The following is a 15,176-nucleotide window of genomic DNA, read 5'->3' on the forward strand; positions in this document are numbered from 1 at the left end:
CGGGCCGACACAGGCCCGCGCGCCACAAGGATATCAGGTCGCGAGCGCGCCTGTCAGCCGGTCCAGCAAAAGACGCCCGGCCCGTGTGGCGCGCAGCCGGTCGGGATCGTCGGCGAGCAGGCCCAGTTCGACATGGCGGCGAACCTTGTCGGCCCCGGCCGACAGGCCCAGGACCGCCACCTCTGAGAAGGCCACGCCCGCATCGATCCTCAGGCCCAGCAGCAGCCGCTCCTCGGCCGCCTCGATCGGGCTCAGGATCTCGCGCGTGAAGCCGACGCCGGTGTCGGCCACGGCGGTCACATAGTCGGCGATCTTGCGGTGGGCGGTGGTGGCGACACGGCCTTCGGCCAGGCTCAGCCGGCCGTGGGCCCCGGGACCGACGCCGACATAGTCGACGCCGCGCCAGTAAACGAGATTATGCCGCGAGCGCGCCGCCTCGCCCCGGGCGTGATTGGACACCTCATAGGCGTCGAAGCCTGCGGCCTCGAGCACCGCCTGGGTGGTCTCGAACAGGGTTGTCGCCTGGTCCTCGTCGGCGACGATCAGGCGGCCGCGTTCCACGGCCCGATCAAAGGCCGTTCCGGCCTCGATGGTCAGCTGATAGGGCGAGACGTGTTCGGGACCATAGGTCAGGGCCTCGGCCAGCTCGGCCGCCCAGGCCTCGGGGGTTTGGCCGGGTCGGGCATAGATCAGGTCGATCGACAGGCGCGGGAAGGCGCGGGCGGCGGTGGCGATGGCCCGTCGGGCCGAGCCGGCGTCGTGATTGCGGCCCAGCAGGGCCAGGGCCGCGTCATCCAGGGCCTGGACCCCCAGGGACAGCCGCGCCACCCCGGCGGCCGCCAGAGCGTCGAAGCGGGCGGTCTCGGCGTCGGTGGGATTGGCCTCCAGGCTGATCTCCAGGTCGGCGACCGGGCTCCACAGGCCTTTGGCCGTGTCGATCACCCGGGCGACCTGGGCCGGATCCATCAGGGACGGCGTGCCGCCGCCGAAGAAGATCGACACCAGGGCCCGCGGTCCGGTCAGGGCCCGCTGGGCGATCAGGTCGGCGACGATGGCGTCGGCCAGGCCCGCCTGCTCGGCGGTCCGCCCCCGGTCGCGCACCACGTTGAAGTCGCAATAGGGACAGATCCGGGCGCAATAGGGCCAGTGAACATAGACGCCCAAGGGGGGCAGGTGGGTCGGATCACCCAAACAGCGCCGCCTTCAGCTTCTCGAACGCCTGGGCGCGGTGGCTCATGGCGTCCTTCGCGGCCGGCTCCATCTCGCCGAAGGTTTGGTCGAAGCCGGTGGGGACGAAGATCGGGTCATAGCCGAACCCCCGGTCGCCGCGCGGCGGGAAAGTCAGGGTGCCGTGCACCTCGCCCTGCACCACCACCGCCGGGCCGCCCTTGGGCCAGGCCACGGCCAGGGCGCAGGTGAACCAGGCGGTGCGGTCGTCCGAGCCGGATTCCTCCACCCGTTCGGCGACCTTCGCCATGGCCTCGGTGAAATCCTTGTCGGGACCGGCCCAGCGGGCCGAATAGATGCCGGGCGAACCGTCCAGGGCCGTCACCGACAGGCCGGAATCGTCGGCCAGGGCGATCTGGCCCGACAACTCGGCCGCATGGCGCGCCTTGAGCAGGGCGTTGCCGACAAAGGTGCTCTCGGTCTCGTCCGGTTCGGGCAGGCCCAGGGCGCCGGCCGCCAGCACCTCGAATCGCCCGTCGAGAAGCGCCGCCAGTTCGCGGGCCTTGCCGGGATTGTGCGTGGCAGCGACGATTTTCAGGCCGGGGCTGAGGGTCAGGGACATGGGCGGCTCCGTCGGCTAGGGGCGGGTCTGTGCGCCTGTAGTCTCCCATGTCGCTCCGAGTCCGCAAGGCGTCTGTCGCCCGATCAGCGTCTTGGGCGGAGATCCTGGCGCGACTGAGTGATTTCGTCGCACGCCCCGGGCCGACCACCGCGCCGCCGAGTCGGGAAAGCCCAAGCTTGCAAGGGATCGGCGATTCCAGGGGCCGCAATCTGGGCGGGACGGGGTCTGGAGGTCCCGATCATTGCGAAAGTTTAATATCGAAAATCGATATGTAACATTGCCGTAGGCCGAATCAAAAACTAATTTGCAGGTAGGGTTGGAGGCTTCGCTTCGACCTCTGTCCCGCCCGAAAGATCCACGATGTCGCCCGCTCGCCTGATCCGCATCTTTGACGCCGTCGCCACCCGCCTGGCGACGCTCGTGTTGATCGCCGGTCTGCCGATCGCGGCCGTGACCTTCGCGATTCAGTCGTTCTAGGCGACCCGCTTTGACGACTCGCGCCGAACCGGCGCATGTTTGGCCATCGGATTGGGGAAACTTCGCTATGCGGGCCTTGGGGCCAGGCTCGGTATCGAGCTTCCTGAAGATCGCGCTCGACGTCATCTATGTGGCGCTGTGGGTCTGGATCGGCCTGCTGTCGGTCGTGTCGCTCGTCGTGCTGCTGATGAGCTTCAATCCCGAGTTGCTGGCCAACCGGCTGCACATCAATGGCAATGTCGACGAGTTGACCGGCAACGGCCCGCTTCTGGCCGCCGCCCTGGCGGGCTGGGCGCTGATGTCCGGCGGCTGGATGGCCATCGTCGAGCGGCTGCGCAAGATCTTCGGCACCCTGAGCGCCGGCGACCCCTTCCACCCCGACAATGTCCGCCGCCTGCGCCTGGTCGGCATGATCCTGGTGGGGCTGGAGATCGGACGCTATGTCTTCGCTAGCGTCGCCCACGCCATCGCCAAGGACGTCAAGGTGATCGACGGCTCCTTCACCCTCAACACCTGGTTCTCGGTGCTGGTGGTGTTCGTGCTGGCCGAGGTCTTCCGCGAGGGCGCCCGCCTTCGCCGCGAAGCCGAACTGACCATCTGAGCCACGCGGAGACACCGACCCCATGCCCATCCGCGTCAATCTCGACCGCATCCTGCTGGAACGCCGGATGTCGCTGACCGAACTGTCCGACCGGGTCGGGGTGACGATCGCCAACCTGTCGATCCTCAAGACCGGCAAGGCCCGCGCCGTGCGCTTCTCGACCCTCGACGCCCTGTGTCGCGAACTGGGCTGCCAGCCCGGCGACCTGGTGGAATACGAGGCCGGCCCGCCGAGCGCGGTCGAGGACTAGAACTAGAAGGGATTCCCTCTCCCGCCGGGGAGAGGGAAGGGACGCCTATTTCGCCACGGCCGCGCGCTGGATCGCGAACAGTTCGTTGATGCCCTTGTCGGCCAGGGCGAACAGGGTGTCGAACTCGCCGCGGGTGAAGCCGCGCTTCTCGCCGGTGGCCTGGATCTCGACGATGTCGCCGGTCCCGGTCAGGACGAAATTGCTGTCGGCCTCGGCCTGGCTGTCTTCTTCATAGTCGAGGTCAAGCACCGGCAGGTCCTTGAACACGCCGCACGAGACGGCGGCCACCTGGCCCAAGATCGGGTCGGCCTTGAGCACGCCCTCTTCGAGCAGGTAGTTGGTGGCCAGGCGCAGGGCGACCCAGGCGCCGGTGATGGCGGCGGTGCGGGTGCCGCCGTCGGCCTGGATGACGTCGCAGTCGAGGCTGATCTGCCGCTCGCCGAGGACCTTCATGTCGACCACGGCGCGCAAGCTGCGGCCGATCAGGCGCTGGATCTCCTGGGTTCGACCCGACTGCTTGCCCTGGGCGGCCTCGCGGCGGCCGCGGGTGTGGGTGGCGCGGGCAGCATGCCGTATTCGGCGGTGACCCAGCCGGCGCCCTTGTTGCGCATCCAGCCGGGGACATTTTCCTCGACCGTGGCGGTGACCAGCACCTTGGTATGGCCAAAGCCGATCAGGCAGGATCCCTCGGCGTAACGATTGACGCCGGTCTCCAGCGTGACGGCGCGCAGTTGGTCGGGGGCGCGTTCGGACGGGCGCATGGATTACTCCGGGGCTTTGCGTGATAGGATTAGGCCGCTTATCCTATGTCAGTCGGGGTCGTCCAACTCCGTCGCAATCGGGCGGACACTCTGTCCGTCGCCTCTGAAGGCGTCATGACGCAACTGTTCACGGGTTTTTCCGCGCAGACCCCCAGTCTCACCGACCTGGATTCGCGCGCCCGCGACATTTTCCGGCGCGTTGTGGAGTCGTATCTGGAGACCGGCGAGCCGGTCGGATCGCGGACCATTTCGCGCGGCGGGGTCCAGCTGTCGCCGGCCTCGATCCGCAACACCATGCAGGACCTCGCCCAACTGGGCCTGCTCAACGCGCCTCATTCCAGCGCCGGCCGCATTCCCACCCACGCGGGCCTGCGGATGTTCGTCGACGGCCTGCTCGAGGTCGGCGACCTCGGCGAGGAAGAGCGGCGAACCATCGAGTCGCGGCTGTTCGCCCATGGTCGCTCGTTCGAGGAGGCGCTGGGCGAGGCCAGCGCCATCCTGTCTGGCCTGGCCGGCGGAGCGGGCATCGTCGTCACCCCGGTGCGCGAGGGCGGCGTCAAGCATGTCGAGTTCGTCGCCCTGGGCGCCGACCAGGCCCTGGCGATCATGGTCTTCGACGATGGCACGGTCGAGAACCGCCTGATGCACAAGGCCGCTGGCGTCACGCCCTCGTCGCTGCAGGAGGCCTCCAACTTTCTCAATGCCCGCCTGCGCGGCCGCACCCTGAACGAGACCAAGGCCGAGATGGCCGCCGAGCTGGACAAGGCGAGGCTCGAGCTGGACGCCACCGCGGCCCGGCTGGTCGAGGACGGTCTGGCCGCCTGGGGCGGGGGCGAGGACGCCGAGCGGGCCCTGATCGTGCGCGGCCGCGGCAACCTGCTGGCCGACCCCAGCGCCCGCGAGGATCTCGAGCGCGTGCGGCTTCTGTTCGACGACCTGGAGCAGAAGGGCCAGCTGATCGGCCTGCTCGACGACGTCCGCGAGGCCGAGGGCGTGCGCATTTTCATTGGGGCCGAAACACGACTCTTTTCGCTTTCGGGTTCCTCCGTGATCGCGGCGCCCTATATGACGGGCCGACAGAAGGTCTTGGGCGCGATCGGCGTGATCGGACCCACACGGCTCAACTATGCCCGGGTGATCCCGCTGGTGGACTATACCGCCCGCGTGCTCGGCCGGATGATGGACGGATAAGGACAGTAGCGAAATGACCGACGACCAGACGCCGACGGAAGACGTCAATCTGGAAGCCGATGACGCGGCTCAGGAGATCGAGACCCTCAAGCTGGAGGTGGCGGCCCTGCGCGACCAGGCGCTGCGCTTCGCCGCCGAGGCGGAGAACACCAAGCGTCGGGCCGAGCGCGAATCCAACGACGCCCGCGCCTTCGCCATCCAGAAGTTCGCCCGCGACCTGCTGGGCGCGGCCGACAATCTGGCCCGCGCCACGGCCATGAGCCCGCGCGACTCCCAGGACCCGGCGGTGACCAACTACATCATCGGCGTGGAAATGACCGAGAAGGAGCTTCTGGCGGCCTTCGAGCGCAACGGCCTGCGCAAGGTCGAGCCGAACAAGGGCGAGAAGTTCGATCCCCATCTGCACCAGGCGGTGATGGAGCAGCCCTCGACCGAGATCGCCGCTGGCGGCGTGCTGCAGGTCCTTCAGGCCGGCTACGAGCTGATGGGTCGCCTGATTCGTCCGGCCATGGTGGCGGTCGCCGCCAAGGGCTCGACCGGGCCTTCGGCCGGAGAGCCGGCGGCCAATCCCTATGCCAGCGCGGGCGGCGAGGACGCCGGCGGCGCCGTCGACACCAAGGCCTGAGCCTTCAGGTCCCGCGCCTTGTCGGCGCGGGACCACAGGCGCTCATGGATGTTGAAGGTCACGGTCTGAACCAGCGGTTCGACCAGGCCCACGGCCAGGGCCACCCGCCAGTCGCGGGTCAGGGCGTAGGTCACGGCGACCGCCACGGTGAGGTGCATGGAGGCGTAGGTTAGGGTCTTGAGCGCCAAGCGCATGACTTTGGTCCCTAGTTGAGAATCATTCTCAATAACTAGGCGCCATTTCCCTGTTCGCAAGCCCTCGCCCCTCTTCCCCAGCCGTGCGATTTCGATAATGTCGCAGGTCCATTCACAACGGGACCGTGCGCGACGATTCTTCATCGACGGCGGTTTCGGGATCTGGACCTGGATATGAAGCTTACCATCGAGCGGGCGGCGTTGCTGAAGGCGCTGGGGCATGTGCAAAGCGTCGTCGAGCGGCGCAACACCATCCCGATCCTGTCGAACATCCTGCTGTCAGCCGAGGGCGAAACCCTGAGCTTCTCGGCGACCGACCTGGACATGGAAATCATCGACGAGGGCCTGGCCCAGATCGACCAGCCAGGCCAGATCACCGCCCCGGCCCATACCCTGTACGAGATCGTCCGCAAGCTGCCCGACGGGGCCGACGTGTCGCTGAGTTTCAGCGGCGATGATCCGCGCCTGGTGATCTCGGCCGGCCGTTCGCGCTTCAACCTGCCGGTGCTGCCGGCCGGCGATTTTCCGGTGATGAGCGGCGACGGGCTGTCGAGCCGCATCTCGGTCGACACCAACGAGCTGATCCGGCTGATCGACAAGACCCGTTTCGCGATCTCGACCGAAGAGACCCGCTACTATCTGAACGGTCTCTATCTCCACACCGTCAATGACGGCGGCGAGGTCAAGTTGCGGGCCGTGGCCACCGACGGCCACCGCCTGGCCCTGGCCGAGATGGCCGCCCCCGAGGGCGCCGCCGGCCTGCCGGGTATCATCGTGCCGCGCAAGACCATCCAGGAGGCCCGCCGCCTGATGGAATCGGCCGGCGAGCAGGTCGACCTGCAGATCAGCGCCCAGAAGGTGCGCTTCGAGTTCGGCCAGGCGGCCCTGACCTCCAAGGTCATCGACGGCGCCTTCCCCGACTATCTCCGCGTCATCCCGCGCGACAACGCCAAGATTCTGACCCTCGACAACGACCTTTTCGCCAAGGCTGTCGACCGGGTGGCCACCATCTCGGCCGAGAAAAGCCGCTCGGTGAAGCTGGCCATCGAGCCGGGCCGCATCACCCTGACCGTGCGCAACATGGAAGCCGGCCAGGCCGTCGAAGAGGTCGAGGTCGATTACGACGGCGAACCCTTCGAGATCGGCTTCAACGCCCGCTACCTGCTCGACGTCTGCGGCCAGATCGGCGGCCCGATCGCCGAGTTCCGCTTCGCCGATCCGGCCAGCCCGACCCTGGTGGTCGATCCGACCGATCCGGGCGTGAAGTACGTGCTGATGCCGCTGCGGGTCTGATCTGTCGCATCGATGACCCACGGTCTGCGTGAAGACCTGTTCGTCGCGCTGTTTGACAACATGATCGCCCTCTGGGACGCGACCGATTTTGACGGCTGCGTGACCTGGTTCGACCGCTTCCAGCGGGTCGAGTCGGCGTTCGGATCGGTCGAGCACCGTATCGATCTGGTCACCATGAACTACGCCGTCTATCGGGCGATCGCGCCGGACGCCGGTTTCGATGGCCCGGTTCGGGTCCTGGTCGACCGCGATGCGGCGCGGGCGATCTTTCAGGCCAACCTGATGCGCGTGGTGATGGGCGCGGCCGGGGTTTGGCAGGCGGACAATCTGCAGATCGCCAGACGCTATTTCACCTAGCCGCCCGACTTGCCCACGGCGCCGCCCATGCTAAGGTCCGTTGCATAAAAAAACGGGAGAGAGACGCATGGCCAAGCTCAACTATCTGACCGTCGGGTCGAACCTTCTACGACGCGCTGCTGGCCACGATCGGCATGACCCCGGCTCACGAGCACGCCTCGGGCGGTCGTCTGTATCGCGGCGCCGGCACCGGGATGTTCGGGTGCTGGGGCCCTATGACGGCAATCCGGCCTGTGTCGGCAACGGCATGATGGGCGGATTCAATTTCGACACCCGCGAGGAGGTCGACGCCTTCCATGCCAAGGCGATGGAACTGGGAGCCACCGACGACGGCGCGCCGGGCGAGCGTATGCCGGGCGTCTATTTCGCCTATTTCCGCGACCTCGATGGCAACAAGCTGTGCGGCTATAAGTTCGGCTGACACAGCGCGATCGGGGTGGGCGGCGCTCCATCCCCGGCGTCGCCGGATCGATATCCAGCCAGATCATGGGGTTGCGGAACCGTCGAGCCTGGCAAGCCTCGACGCTGAGGCTGACGCCCGCTCTATCGCACCTGACGGCACGGGAACGGCGTCCCCCGTCGCCTGAAGCGGCGGCGCCATGTCCGCAGGGTCGTTCCTTTGCCGGGGGCGGCTCAAAAACCCCCGCCGCGCCTCGCCTTCGTCGCTCGAAAGCATGACTTGCCTCATGACTTGCGCGGCCAGCGCCGCTAGCCTGAATCCGAACGTGGGAGGGGCGGAGCGATGATCGCGCGATCGGCGGCCTGGAGCGGGTCATGACGGATGTGGCGATCGTCCTGGAGACCTCGCCCAGCGTGGCGATCGCCCTGCGCCACGCGCCGCTTGGCATCGCCATTTTCGACAATCAGATGCGCTACCTGGCGGCCTCGCGCCAATACCTGACCGACCAGGGCCTGCCGCCCGACCTCTCGCTGGTCGGGCGCCGCCACTACGAGGTTTTCCCCGAGATCCCGCAATATTGGCGCGACTGCCACGCCCGCGTCCTGGCCGAGGGCGTCGAGCTGCGCGGCGATGAGGGCGACCGCTATGTCGACCGCAACGGCCGGGTCGAATGGATCCGCTGGTCGATGGCCCCGTGGCGGGCTGACGACGGCGGTGTCGGTGGGCTGGTGCTCTATACCGAGGTGGTCACGGCCGGGGTCGAGGCCCGGATGCGGCTGGAGGCGGCCGAGGCCCGCTATCGCGCCGTGTTTGACCAGGCGGCCATGGGCGTAGCCCGGGTGTCGGGCGACGGTCTGTTCCTCGAGATGAACGACCGCTTCTGCGCCATCGTCCGGCGCGACCGCGACGCCTTACTGGCCGGACGGTTCCGCGATCTGGTGCGGGAGGAGGACCGGCCCGCAGCCGTCGATCAGGCCCGGGCGCTGCTGGACGGCGAGCTGGACAGCTTCGTCGCCGAGCGCCAGGTCGTGTCGGGCGCCGACGGGACGCTGATCTGGATTCACCTGACGATCTCGCGCGTCCAGTCGGGCGATGAGCCAGCCTATCTGGTGATCATTGTTTCCGACATCACCGCCCGCAAGCAGGCCGAGTTCGAGCAGCAGCATTATCAGGGCCAACTGCGCCTGCTGATCAACGAGCTGAACCACCGGGTGAAGAACACCCTGGCGACGGTGCAGTCGATGGCCGCCCAGACCCTGAAGACCGAGCGGGATCCGGAGACGGCCTTCCAGAAGTTTGAGGCTCGGCTGATGGGGCTGTCGCAGGTGCATGACGTCCTGACCCGCGAGAGCTGGCACGGGGCGGATCTCGGCGACGTGGCCGAACGCGCCCTGGCGCCGTTCACCGAGGCGGCCGGTCGGATGCACATCGACGGCCCCCCTGTCTGGCTGGCGCCCAACGGCGCCCTGACCATGGCCCTGATCTTCCACGAACTGGCGACCAACGCCCTGAAATACGGGGCCCTGTCGACCGCCGCCGGTTCGGTGAGCTTGACCTGGACCTATGACGCCCAGACCCGGACCCTGGCCCTGACCTGGACGGAAACGGGCGGTCCGCCCGTGACCCCGCCGACCCGTCGGGGCTTCGGCTCGCGGCTGATCGAGCGCAGTCTGCGCGGCGAACTGAAGGGGGCGGCGAGCATGGACTATCGCCCCGAAGGTCTGGTCTGCGCCATGCGGGCCAGCCTGTCGGACCCGGTGGAACCCCTTGCGCCGACCGTTCCGCAGACGTAACTCCGGCCCATGACCATCCCCCGGGCCAAGATCTGCGGACTGTCGACGCCCGAAGCGGTGAACGCCGCCGTGGCGGGCGGCGCGGCCTATCTGGGCTTCGTGTTCTTCGACCGGAGCCCGCGCAATCTGTCCCCCGAGGCCGCCGGCCGTTTGGTCGAGCCGATCCGCGGCGGTCCCATCAAGACGGTGGCCGTGACGGTGGACCCCGACGATGCTCTGATCGATCGTCTGATGGCGACGATGAAGCCTGATCTGATCCAGGTCCACGGCAAGGAAACCCCTTCGCGGGTCGGGCAGATCGTCGCCCGCTCGGGGTTGGGGTGATCAAGGCCTTTTCCGTCTCGTCGCCGGACGATGTCGACCAGGCTCGCGCCTTCGAGACGGTGGCCGAGCAATTCCTGTTCGACGCCCGGCCCGTCGAGGGCTCGGTCCTGCCCGGCGGCACCGGGGCTCGCTTCGACTGGACGCTTCTGGCGGACCGGCGTTTCGCCCGGCCGCACTTCCTGGCCGGCGGCCTGGACCCTTGGAACGTGGCCGAGGCCTTGCGGGTGTCGCGGGCTCCGCTGGTGGACGTTTCCTCTGGCGTGGAGCGCGGTCCCGGCCTAAAGGACCCGGCTCTGATCACGGCGTTCCTCGACGCCGTCAAACGCGTGTAGCTCTGCCCAGCCTTTGGATGATCTCGTGAACGCCCCTTCAAAGCCCAACGACTATTCGGCCTATCCCGACGCGGAAGGCCGCTTCGGCGGCTTTGGCGGTCGCTATGTGCCCGAGACCCTGATGCCGCTGGTCCTGGAGTTGGACAAGGCCTATGCCGCCGCCAAGGCCGATCCGGCGTTCCAGGAGCAGCTGACGAGCTTCAACACCCACTATGCTGGTCGGCCCAGCCCGATGTATTTCGCCGAGCGGCTGACCGAGCATTTCGGCGGGGCCAAGATCTATTTCAAGCGCGACGAGCTGAACCACACCGGCTCGCACAAGATCAACAACGCCCTGGGCCAGATCCTGCTGGCCATGCGCATGGGCCGGACGCGGATCATCGCCGAGACCGGGGCCGGCCAGCACGGCGTTGCCACCGCCACGGTCTGCGCCCGTTTCGGCCTGCCCTGCGTCGTCTATATGGGCGCCACCGACGTCGAGCGTCAGAAGCCCAATGTCTTCCGCATGAACCTGTTGGGCGCCGAAGTGCGCCCGGTGACCTCGGGGACGGGCACCCTGAAGGACGCCATGAACGAGGCCATGCGCGATTGGGTCACCAACGTGCACGACACCTATTACCTGATCGGCACGGCGGCCGGCATGCACCCCTATCCGATGATGGTCCGCGACTTCCAGAGCGTGATCGGCATCGAGGCCCGCCAGCAGATCCTCGAGATGGAAGGTCGGCTTCCCGACGCCGTCCTGGCCTGCATCGGCGGCGGCTCCAACGCCATCGGCCTGTTCCATCCGTTCCTGGCCGACGAGAGCGTGCGCCTGATCGGCGTCGAGGCGGCCGGCCACGGGGTCGACACCGACAAGCACGCCGCCTCCCTGACCGGCGGCCGCCCCGGCGTGCTGCACGGCAACCGCACCTATCTGCTGCAGGATGACGACGGCCAGATCATCGACGCCCACTCGATTTCCGCCGGGCTCGACTATCCGGGCATCGGCCCCGAGCACGCCTTCCTGCACGAGATCGGCCGCGCCGAATATATCTCGACCACCGACCGGGAGGCGCTGGACGCCTTCATGCTGTGCTCGCAGCTGGAAGGTATCATCCCGGCGCTCGAACCGGCCCACGCCCTGGCCCGGGTCGGCGAGATCGCTCAGGAGCTGGGCAAGGGCAAGATCGTGGTGATGAATCTCTGCGGTCGCGGCGACAAGGACATCTTCACGGTGGCCGAAGCCCTCGGGCGCAAGATCTAGGATCGACCAGACGTGACCAAGGACCGTATTGACCGTCGCTTCGCGGCGCTGAAGGCCGAGAACCGCGCCGGCTTCGTGACCTATGTGATGGCCGGCGATCCCGACGCCGCCACGACCCTGAGCGTGCTCAAGGGCCTGCCGGGCGCCGGCGCCGACCTGATCGAGCTGGGCTTTCCCTTCTCCGATCCGATGGCCGAGGGCCCGACCATCCAGCGCGCCGCCCAGCGCGGCCTGAAGTCCGGCATGACCCTGCAGGGCACGCTTGACCTGGTCGCGGCCTTCCGCGAGGGCGACCAGGACACCCCGGTCATCCTGATGGGCTATCTCAATCCGGTGCTCAACCGGGGCTTTGAAAGCTTCGCCGTCGCCGCCGCCAAGGCCGGGGTCGATGGCCTGATCATCGTCGACTGTCCGCCCGAGGAGGCCGATCCGCTGTCGGACGCCCTGGAGGCCGAACAGATTTCCCTGATCCGCCTGGCCGCCCCGACCACCGATGATGCGCGCCTGCCGATGGTGGTGCGCCGCACCTCCGGCTTCCTCTACTATGTCTCGGTGGCCGGGGTGACCGGGGTGAAGTCGGCTGATCCGGCCGAGGTGGCGCTGGCCGTGGCGCGGCTGCGAGCGGCGTCGGGCCTGCCGGTGGCGGTGGGCTTTGGCATCCGCACCCCCGACCAGGCCGCCGCCGTCGCCCGGGTGGCCGACGCCGCCGTGGTCGGCTCGGCGCTGGTGGATGAAATCGAGTCCGCGGCGCGGTTGAACGAAAACGTGACCGAGAAGGTTCTTTCCAAGGCGTCGGAGCTGGCTAAGGCTGTGCGATCGGCGCGAGTCGGAACGGCGTGAGGCTCTGAAGGCGATGGCGATGGCTGAACCCAAGGTCCGAAAAAGGGCGACAAGACCAAGGCCGCGGCCGAGGGCCGACGTGGCGGCGGCTGGCTGTCCCGCATCGCCCCCGGCGTTCGCGGCGCCTTCAGCAAGCGCGAGACGCCCGAGAACCTCTGGGTTAAGTGCCCCGACACCGGCGAGATGATCTTTCGCCCCGACCTGGAGGCGGCCCTGTGGGTCACCCCCGCCGGCCGGCACATGCGCATCGGCCCCGAGGCCCGCTTCAAGTTCACCTTCGATGACGCTGTCTATGAGCAGCTGCCGACCCCGTCGGTGGTCGAGGACCCGCTGAACTTCTCGGACGGCAAGCCCTACAAGGAACGCCTGGCCGCCGCCCGCAAGGCGACCGGCGAGCAGGACGCCATGGCCATCGCCTTTGGCGTGGTCGGCGGCGCGCCCGCCGTGGTGCTGGTCCAGGACTTCGCCTTCATGGGCGGTTCGCTGGGCATGGCCGCCGGCGAGGGCTTTGTCGCCGCGGCCAAGGCCGCCCAGGAACGCCAGGTTCCCCTGGTGGTGTTCACCGCCGCCGGCGGCGCCCGCATGCAGGAGGGGGCCCTGTCCCTGATGCAGATGGCCCGCACGACCCTGGCCATCAACGAGATGAAGGACGCCGGCCTGCCCTATGTCGTGGTCCTCACCGACCCGACCACCGGCGGCGTCACGGCCTCCTATGCCATGCTGGGCGACGTCCATCTGGCCGAGCCGGGGGCCCTGATCGGCTTCGCCGGTCCGCGCGTCATCGAGCAGACCATTCGCGAGACCCTGCCGCCGGGCTTCCAGCGCGCGGAATATCTGGTGGAAAAGGGCATGGTTGACCGGGTCACCCCGCGCAAGGACCTGCCGGCGGTGCTGGGCTCGATCCTCAAGACCCTGATGATGGGCCGGGCCCTGAGGGCCGCCTAGGCATCGGCTGGACGCCTCCCCGGGGGCGGCTGGCGTGACCGCGTCGATCCCCCTCCGGCCGAGGGGGAGGATCTTGAGCTTTGAATGACCGACCAACTTCGCGTCCATGACGCCGCCCTGGCGCGGCTGCAGGCCCTGCACCCCAAGCTGATCGACCTTTCGCTGGAGCGAATGCTGCGGCTGTGCGCGGCCCTGGACCATCCGCAGGATCGCCTGCCGCCGGTGATCCATGTGGCCGGGACCAACGGCAAAGGCTCGACCGTGGCCTATCTGCGGGCCATGGCCGAGGCGGCCGGGCTCAGGGTCCACGTCTTCACCTCGCCGCATCTGGTGCGGTTCGCCGAGCGGATCCGTCTGGCCGGAACCCTGATCACCGACGATCAGCTGGCGCGGGTGCTCGAGCGGGTCGAGGCGGCCAATGCCGGACTGCCGATCACCTTTTTCGAGATCACCACCGCCGCCGCCCTGGTCGCTTTCGCCGAGACGCCGGCCGATCTGTGCATCATCGAGGTCGGCCTCGGCGGGGTGCTCGACGCCACCAATGTCGTCACCCCGGCGGTCAGCGTCATCGCTCCGGTCGACATCGACCATCGTGAGTTTCTGGGCGATACCCTGGACCTGATCGCCGCCGAGAAGGCCGGGATTATCAAGCCCGGCGCCCCTGTGGTCAGCGCCCGGCAGCAGGAAGCCGCCGAGGCGGTCATCGAGGCCGCCGTGTCGCGGGCCGGTGTCGCCCTGACCCTGATGGGCCGCGACTTCGACGCCTGGGGCGAGCGGGACCGTCTGCTCGTGCAACTTCAGGATCGTTTGCTGGACCTGCCCGGTCCCGCCCTGCCGGGCGAGCATCAGAAGGCCAATGCCGGCCTGGCGGTCGCGGCCCTGTTGGCGCTCGGTGACCCCCGGATCGACGAGGCGGCCATGGGGCGCGGCCTAGCCGCCACGGTCTGGCCGGCCCGGTTCCAGCGCCTGACGGCCGGTCCCCTGGCCCAGGCCGCCAAGGCGGCGGGGACCGACCTGTGGCTGGACGGCGGCCACAATCCGCATGCCGGGCGGGCGGTGGCCCGGGCCCTGGGCGAGCTGGCGGCCCGCGACGGTCGGCCTGTGGCCCTGATCGCGGGACTGTTGGCCAACAAGGACGCCACCGGCTTCTTCGCGCCGTTCGCGGGTCTGGCCAGCAAGGTCTTCACCGTGAGCTTCGAGGGTCACGCCGCCGCCAGCGCCGCCCAGACCGCCGCCGCCGCTGAACTGGCCGGCCTGCGAGCCTGCGCCTGCGACAGCCTGCAAGCGGCTCTGGACAAGGCGCTGGCGCTCGAACCCGTCCCGCATGTACTGATCTGCGGCTCGCTGTACCTGGCCGGCGAGGTCCTGGCCATGAGCCCCGAGACCTGGCCGACCTAGTTAGGCCGCCAGGGCGATCGGCGTCCGTATCGCAAGAAGATGAGGCGGCGGGCGGCGGTTGGGCGTAAGGCTGGTCCCACGCCGATAGGGCGGCTCGGCCCGCTGGACATCCTCGGGGGGCGCGCCCGTCCTGGCAGGAGCCGCCCATGGCCAAGGGTCAGAAGAAGTCCAACAAGGAAGTCCGCAAACCGAAGGCCGACAAGAAGGCGCCCGCCGCCTCGGTGTCGCCGTTCATCGTCACCAGCGCCAAGAAGTGATCTGAACGCAAAACCGCCCACCCCGCGATGGCGGGATGGGCGGCTTGCCGTTCCGTCCTCGCGGCGGACTAGACTAGGCGGTCTGCTGAACGCCGGCCTCGGC

At 68.4% G+C, this 15,176-nt stretch carries 14 protein-coding genes and 4 pseudogenes; 14 read left to right on the forward strand and 4 right to left on the reverse strand.

Features of this window, described 5'->3' with window-relative positions; genetic code table 11:
* Positions 1-33: 33 nt before the first annotated feature.
* Both hemW and rdgB read right to left on the reverse strand, forming a co-directional pair.
* Positions 34-1,173, reverse strand: coding sequence for a radical SAM family heme chaperone HemW (gene hemW / locus CSW58_RS01875; protein WP_099446102.1), 1,140 nt, complete (start codon positions 1,171-1,173; stop codon positions 34-36).
* 10 nt (positions 1,174-1,183) lie between these two features.
* Positions 1,184-1,789: an RdgB/HAM1 family non-canonical purine NTP pyrophosphatase gene (gene rdgB, locus CSW58_RS01880; protein ID WP_099446088.1), complete on the reverse strand. Its 606-nt coding sequence runs from the start codon at positions 1,787-1,789 to the stop codon at positions 1,184-1,186.
* A 544-nt stretch (positions 1,790-2,333) separates the two neighbouring features.
* Between rdgB and CSW58_RS01885 the strand changes: the two genes are divergently transcribed.
* A complete protein-coding gene (locus CSW58_RS01885; RefSeq protein ID WP_099446089.1) occupies positions 2,334-2,867 on the forward strand; it encodes a DUF2975 domain-containing protein in 534 nt (177 codons plus the stop codon).
* A gap of 22 nt (positions 2,868-2,889) precedes the next feature.
* Positions 2,890-3,117, forward strand: coding sequence for a helix-turn-helix transcriptional regulator (locus tag CSW58_RS01890; RefSeq protein WP_099446090.1), 228 nt, complete (start codon positions 2,890-2,892; stop codon positions 3,115-3,117).
* 45 nt (positions 3,118-3,162) lie between these two features.
* Here CSW58_RS01890 and rph read toward each other — a convergent pair.
* Positions 3,163-3,878 (reverse strand): annotated as a pseudogene (gene rph, locus CSW58_RS01895) (ribonuclease PH).
* Positions 3,879-3,992: 114 nt separating this feature from the next.
* On the opposite strand from rph, the gene hrcA reads away from it, so the two are divergent.
* Together hrcA and grpE are read left to right on the forward strand one after the other, a co-directional pair.
* Positions 3,993-5,069, forward strand: coding sequence for a heat-inducible transcriptional repressor HrcA (gene hrcA / locus CSW58_RS01900; protein WP_099446091.1), 1,077 nt, complete (start codon positions 3,993-3,995; stop codon positions 5,067-5,069).
* 13 nt (positions 5,070-5,082) lie between these two features.
* The gene (grpE, locus tag CSW58_RS01905; RefSeq protein ID WP_099446092.1) at positions 5,083-5,694 is read left to right on the forward strand and encodes a nucleotide exchange factor GrpE; all 612 of its coding nucleotides are present in this window, start codon (positions 5,083-5,085) and stop codon (positions 5,692-5,694) included.
* Here grpE and CSW58_RS01910 read toward each other — a convergent pair.
* Positions 5,640-5,888, reverse strand: a complete 249-nt coding sequence (locus CSW58_RS01910; RefSeq protein WP_099446093.1) for a DUF2061 domain-containing protein — start codon at positions 5,886-5,888, stop codon at positions 5,640-5,642. The two genes, grpE and CSW58_RS01910, sit on opposite strands and share 55 nt — an antisense overlap.
* Before the next feature lie 174 nt (positions 5,889-6,062).
* Between CSW58_RS01910 and dnaN the strand changes: the two genes are divergently transcribed.
* From dnaN to CSW58_RS01960, 10 genes and pseudogenes are all read left to right on the forward strand, one after another.
* Positions 6,063-7,181, forward strand: a complete 1,119-nt coding sequence (gene dnaN, locus CSW58_RS01915; protein WP_099446094.1) for a DNA polymerase III subunit beta — start codon at positions 6,063-6,065, stop codon at positions 7,179-7,181.
* Positions 7,182-7,193: 12 nt separating this feature from the next.
* Positions 7,194-7,538, forward strand: coding sequence for a hypothetical protein (locus CSW58_RS01920; protein WP_099446095.1), 345 nt, complete (start codon positions 7,194-7,196; stop codon positions 7,536-7,538).
* Between the two features lie 67 nt (positions 7,539-7,605).
* A pseudogene (locus CSW58_RS01925) lies at positions 7,606-7,959 on the forward strand (VOC family protein).
* A 353-nt stretch (positions 7,960-8,312) separates the two neighbouring features.
* On the forward strand, positions 8,313-9,731 hold the full coding sequence (locus CSW58_RS01930) for a sensor histidine kinase (protein ID WP_099446096.1): 1,419 nt from the start codon (positions 8,313-8,315) through the stop codon (positions 9,729-9,731).
* A 9-nt stretch (positions 9,732-9,740) separates the two neighbouring features.
* A pseudogene (locus CSW58_RS01935) lies at positions 9,741-10,387 on the forward strand (phosphoribosylanthranilate isomerase).
* A gap of 25 nt (positions 10,388-10,412) precedes the next feature.
* Positions 10,413-11,633, forward strand: coding sequence for a tryptophan synthase subunit beta (gene trpB / locus CSW58_RS01940; RefSeq protein WP_201721549.1), 1,221 nt, complete (start codon positions 10,413-10,415; stop codon positions 11,631-11,633).
* Positions 11,634-11,645: 12 nt separating this feature from the next.
* On the forward strand, positions 11,646-12,473 hold the full coding sequence (gene trpA, locus CSW58_RS01945; RefSeq protein ID WP_099446098.1) for a tryptophan synthase subunit alpha: 828 nt from the start codon (positions 11,646-11,648) through the stop codon (positions 12,471-12,473).
* 13 nt (positions 12,474-12,486) lie between these two features.
* Positions 12,487-13,418 (forward strand): annotated as a pseudogene (locus tag CSW58_RS01950) (acetyl-CoA carboxylase carboxyltransferase subunit beta).
* 84 nt (positions 13,419-13,502) lie between these two features.
* A complete protein-coding gene (locus CSW58_RS01955) occupies positions 13,503-14,816 on the forward strand; it encodes a folylpolyglutamate synthase/dihydrofolate synthase family protein (RefSeq protein ID WP_099446100.1) in 1,314 nt (437 codons plus the stop codon).
* Positions 14,817-14,962: 146 nt separating this feature from the next.
* Positions 14,963-15,073 carry a hypothetical protein gene (locus CSW58_RS01960; protein WP_099446101.1) on the forward strand — a complete coding sequence of 37 codons (111 nt, stop codon included), beginning with the start codon at positions 14,963-14,965 and terminating at the stop codon, positions 15,071-15,073.
* The last annotated feature ends 103 nt before the right edge of the window (positions 15,074-15,176 follow it).

The organism is Caulobacter sp. B11 (assembly GCF_002737765.1).
Taxonomy (GTDB): domain Bacteria; phylum Pseudomonadota; class Alphaproteobacteria; order Caulobacterales; family Caulobacteraceae; genus Caulobacter.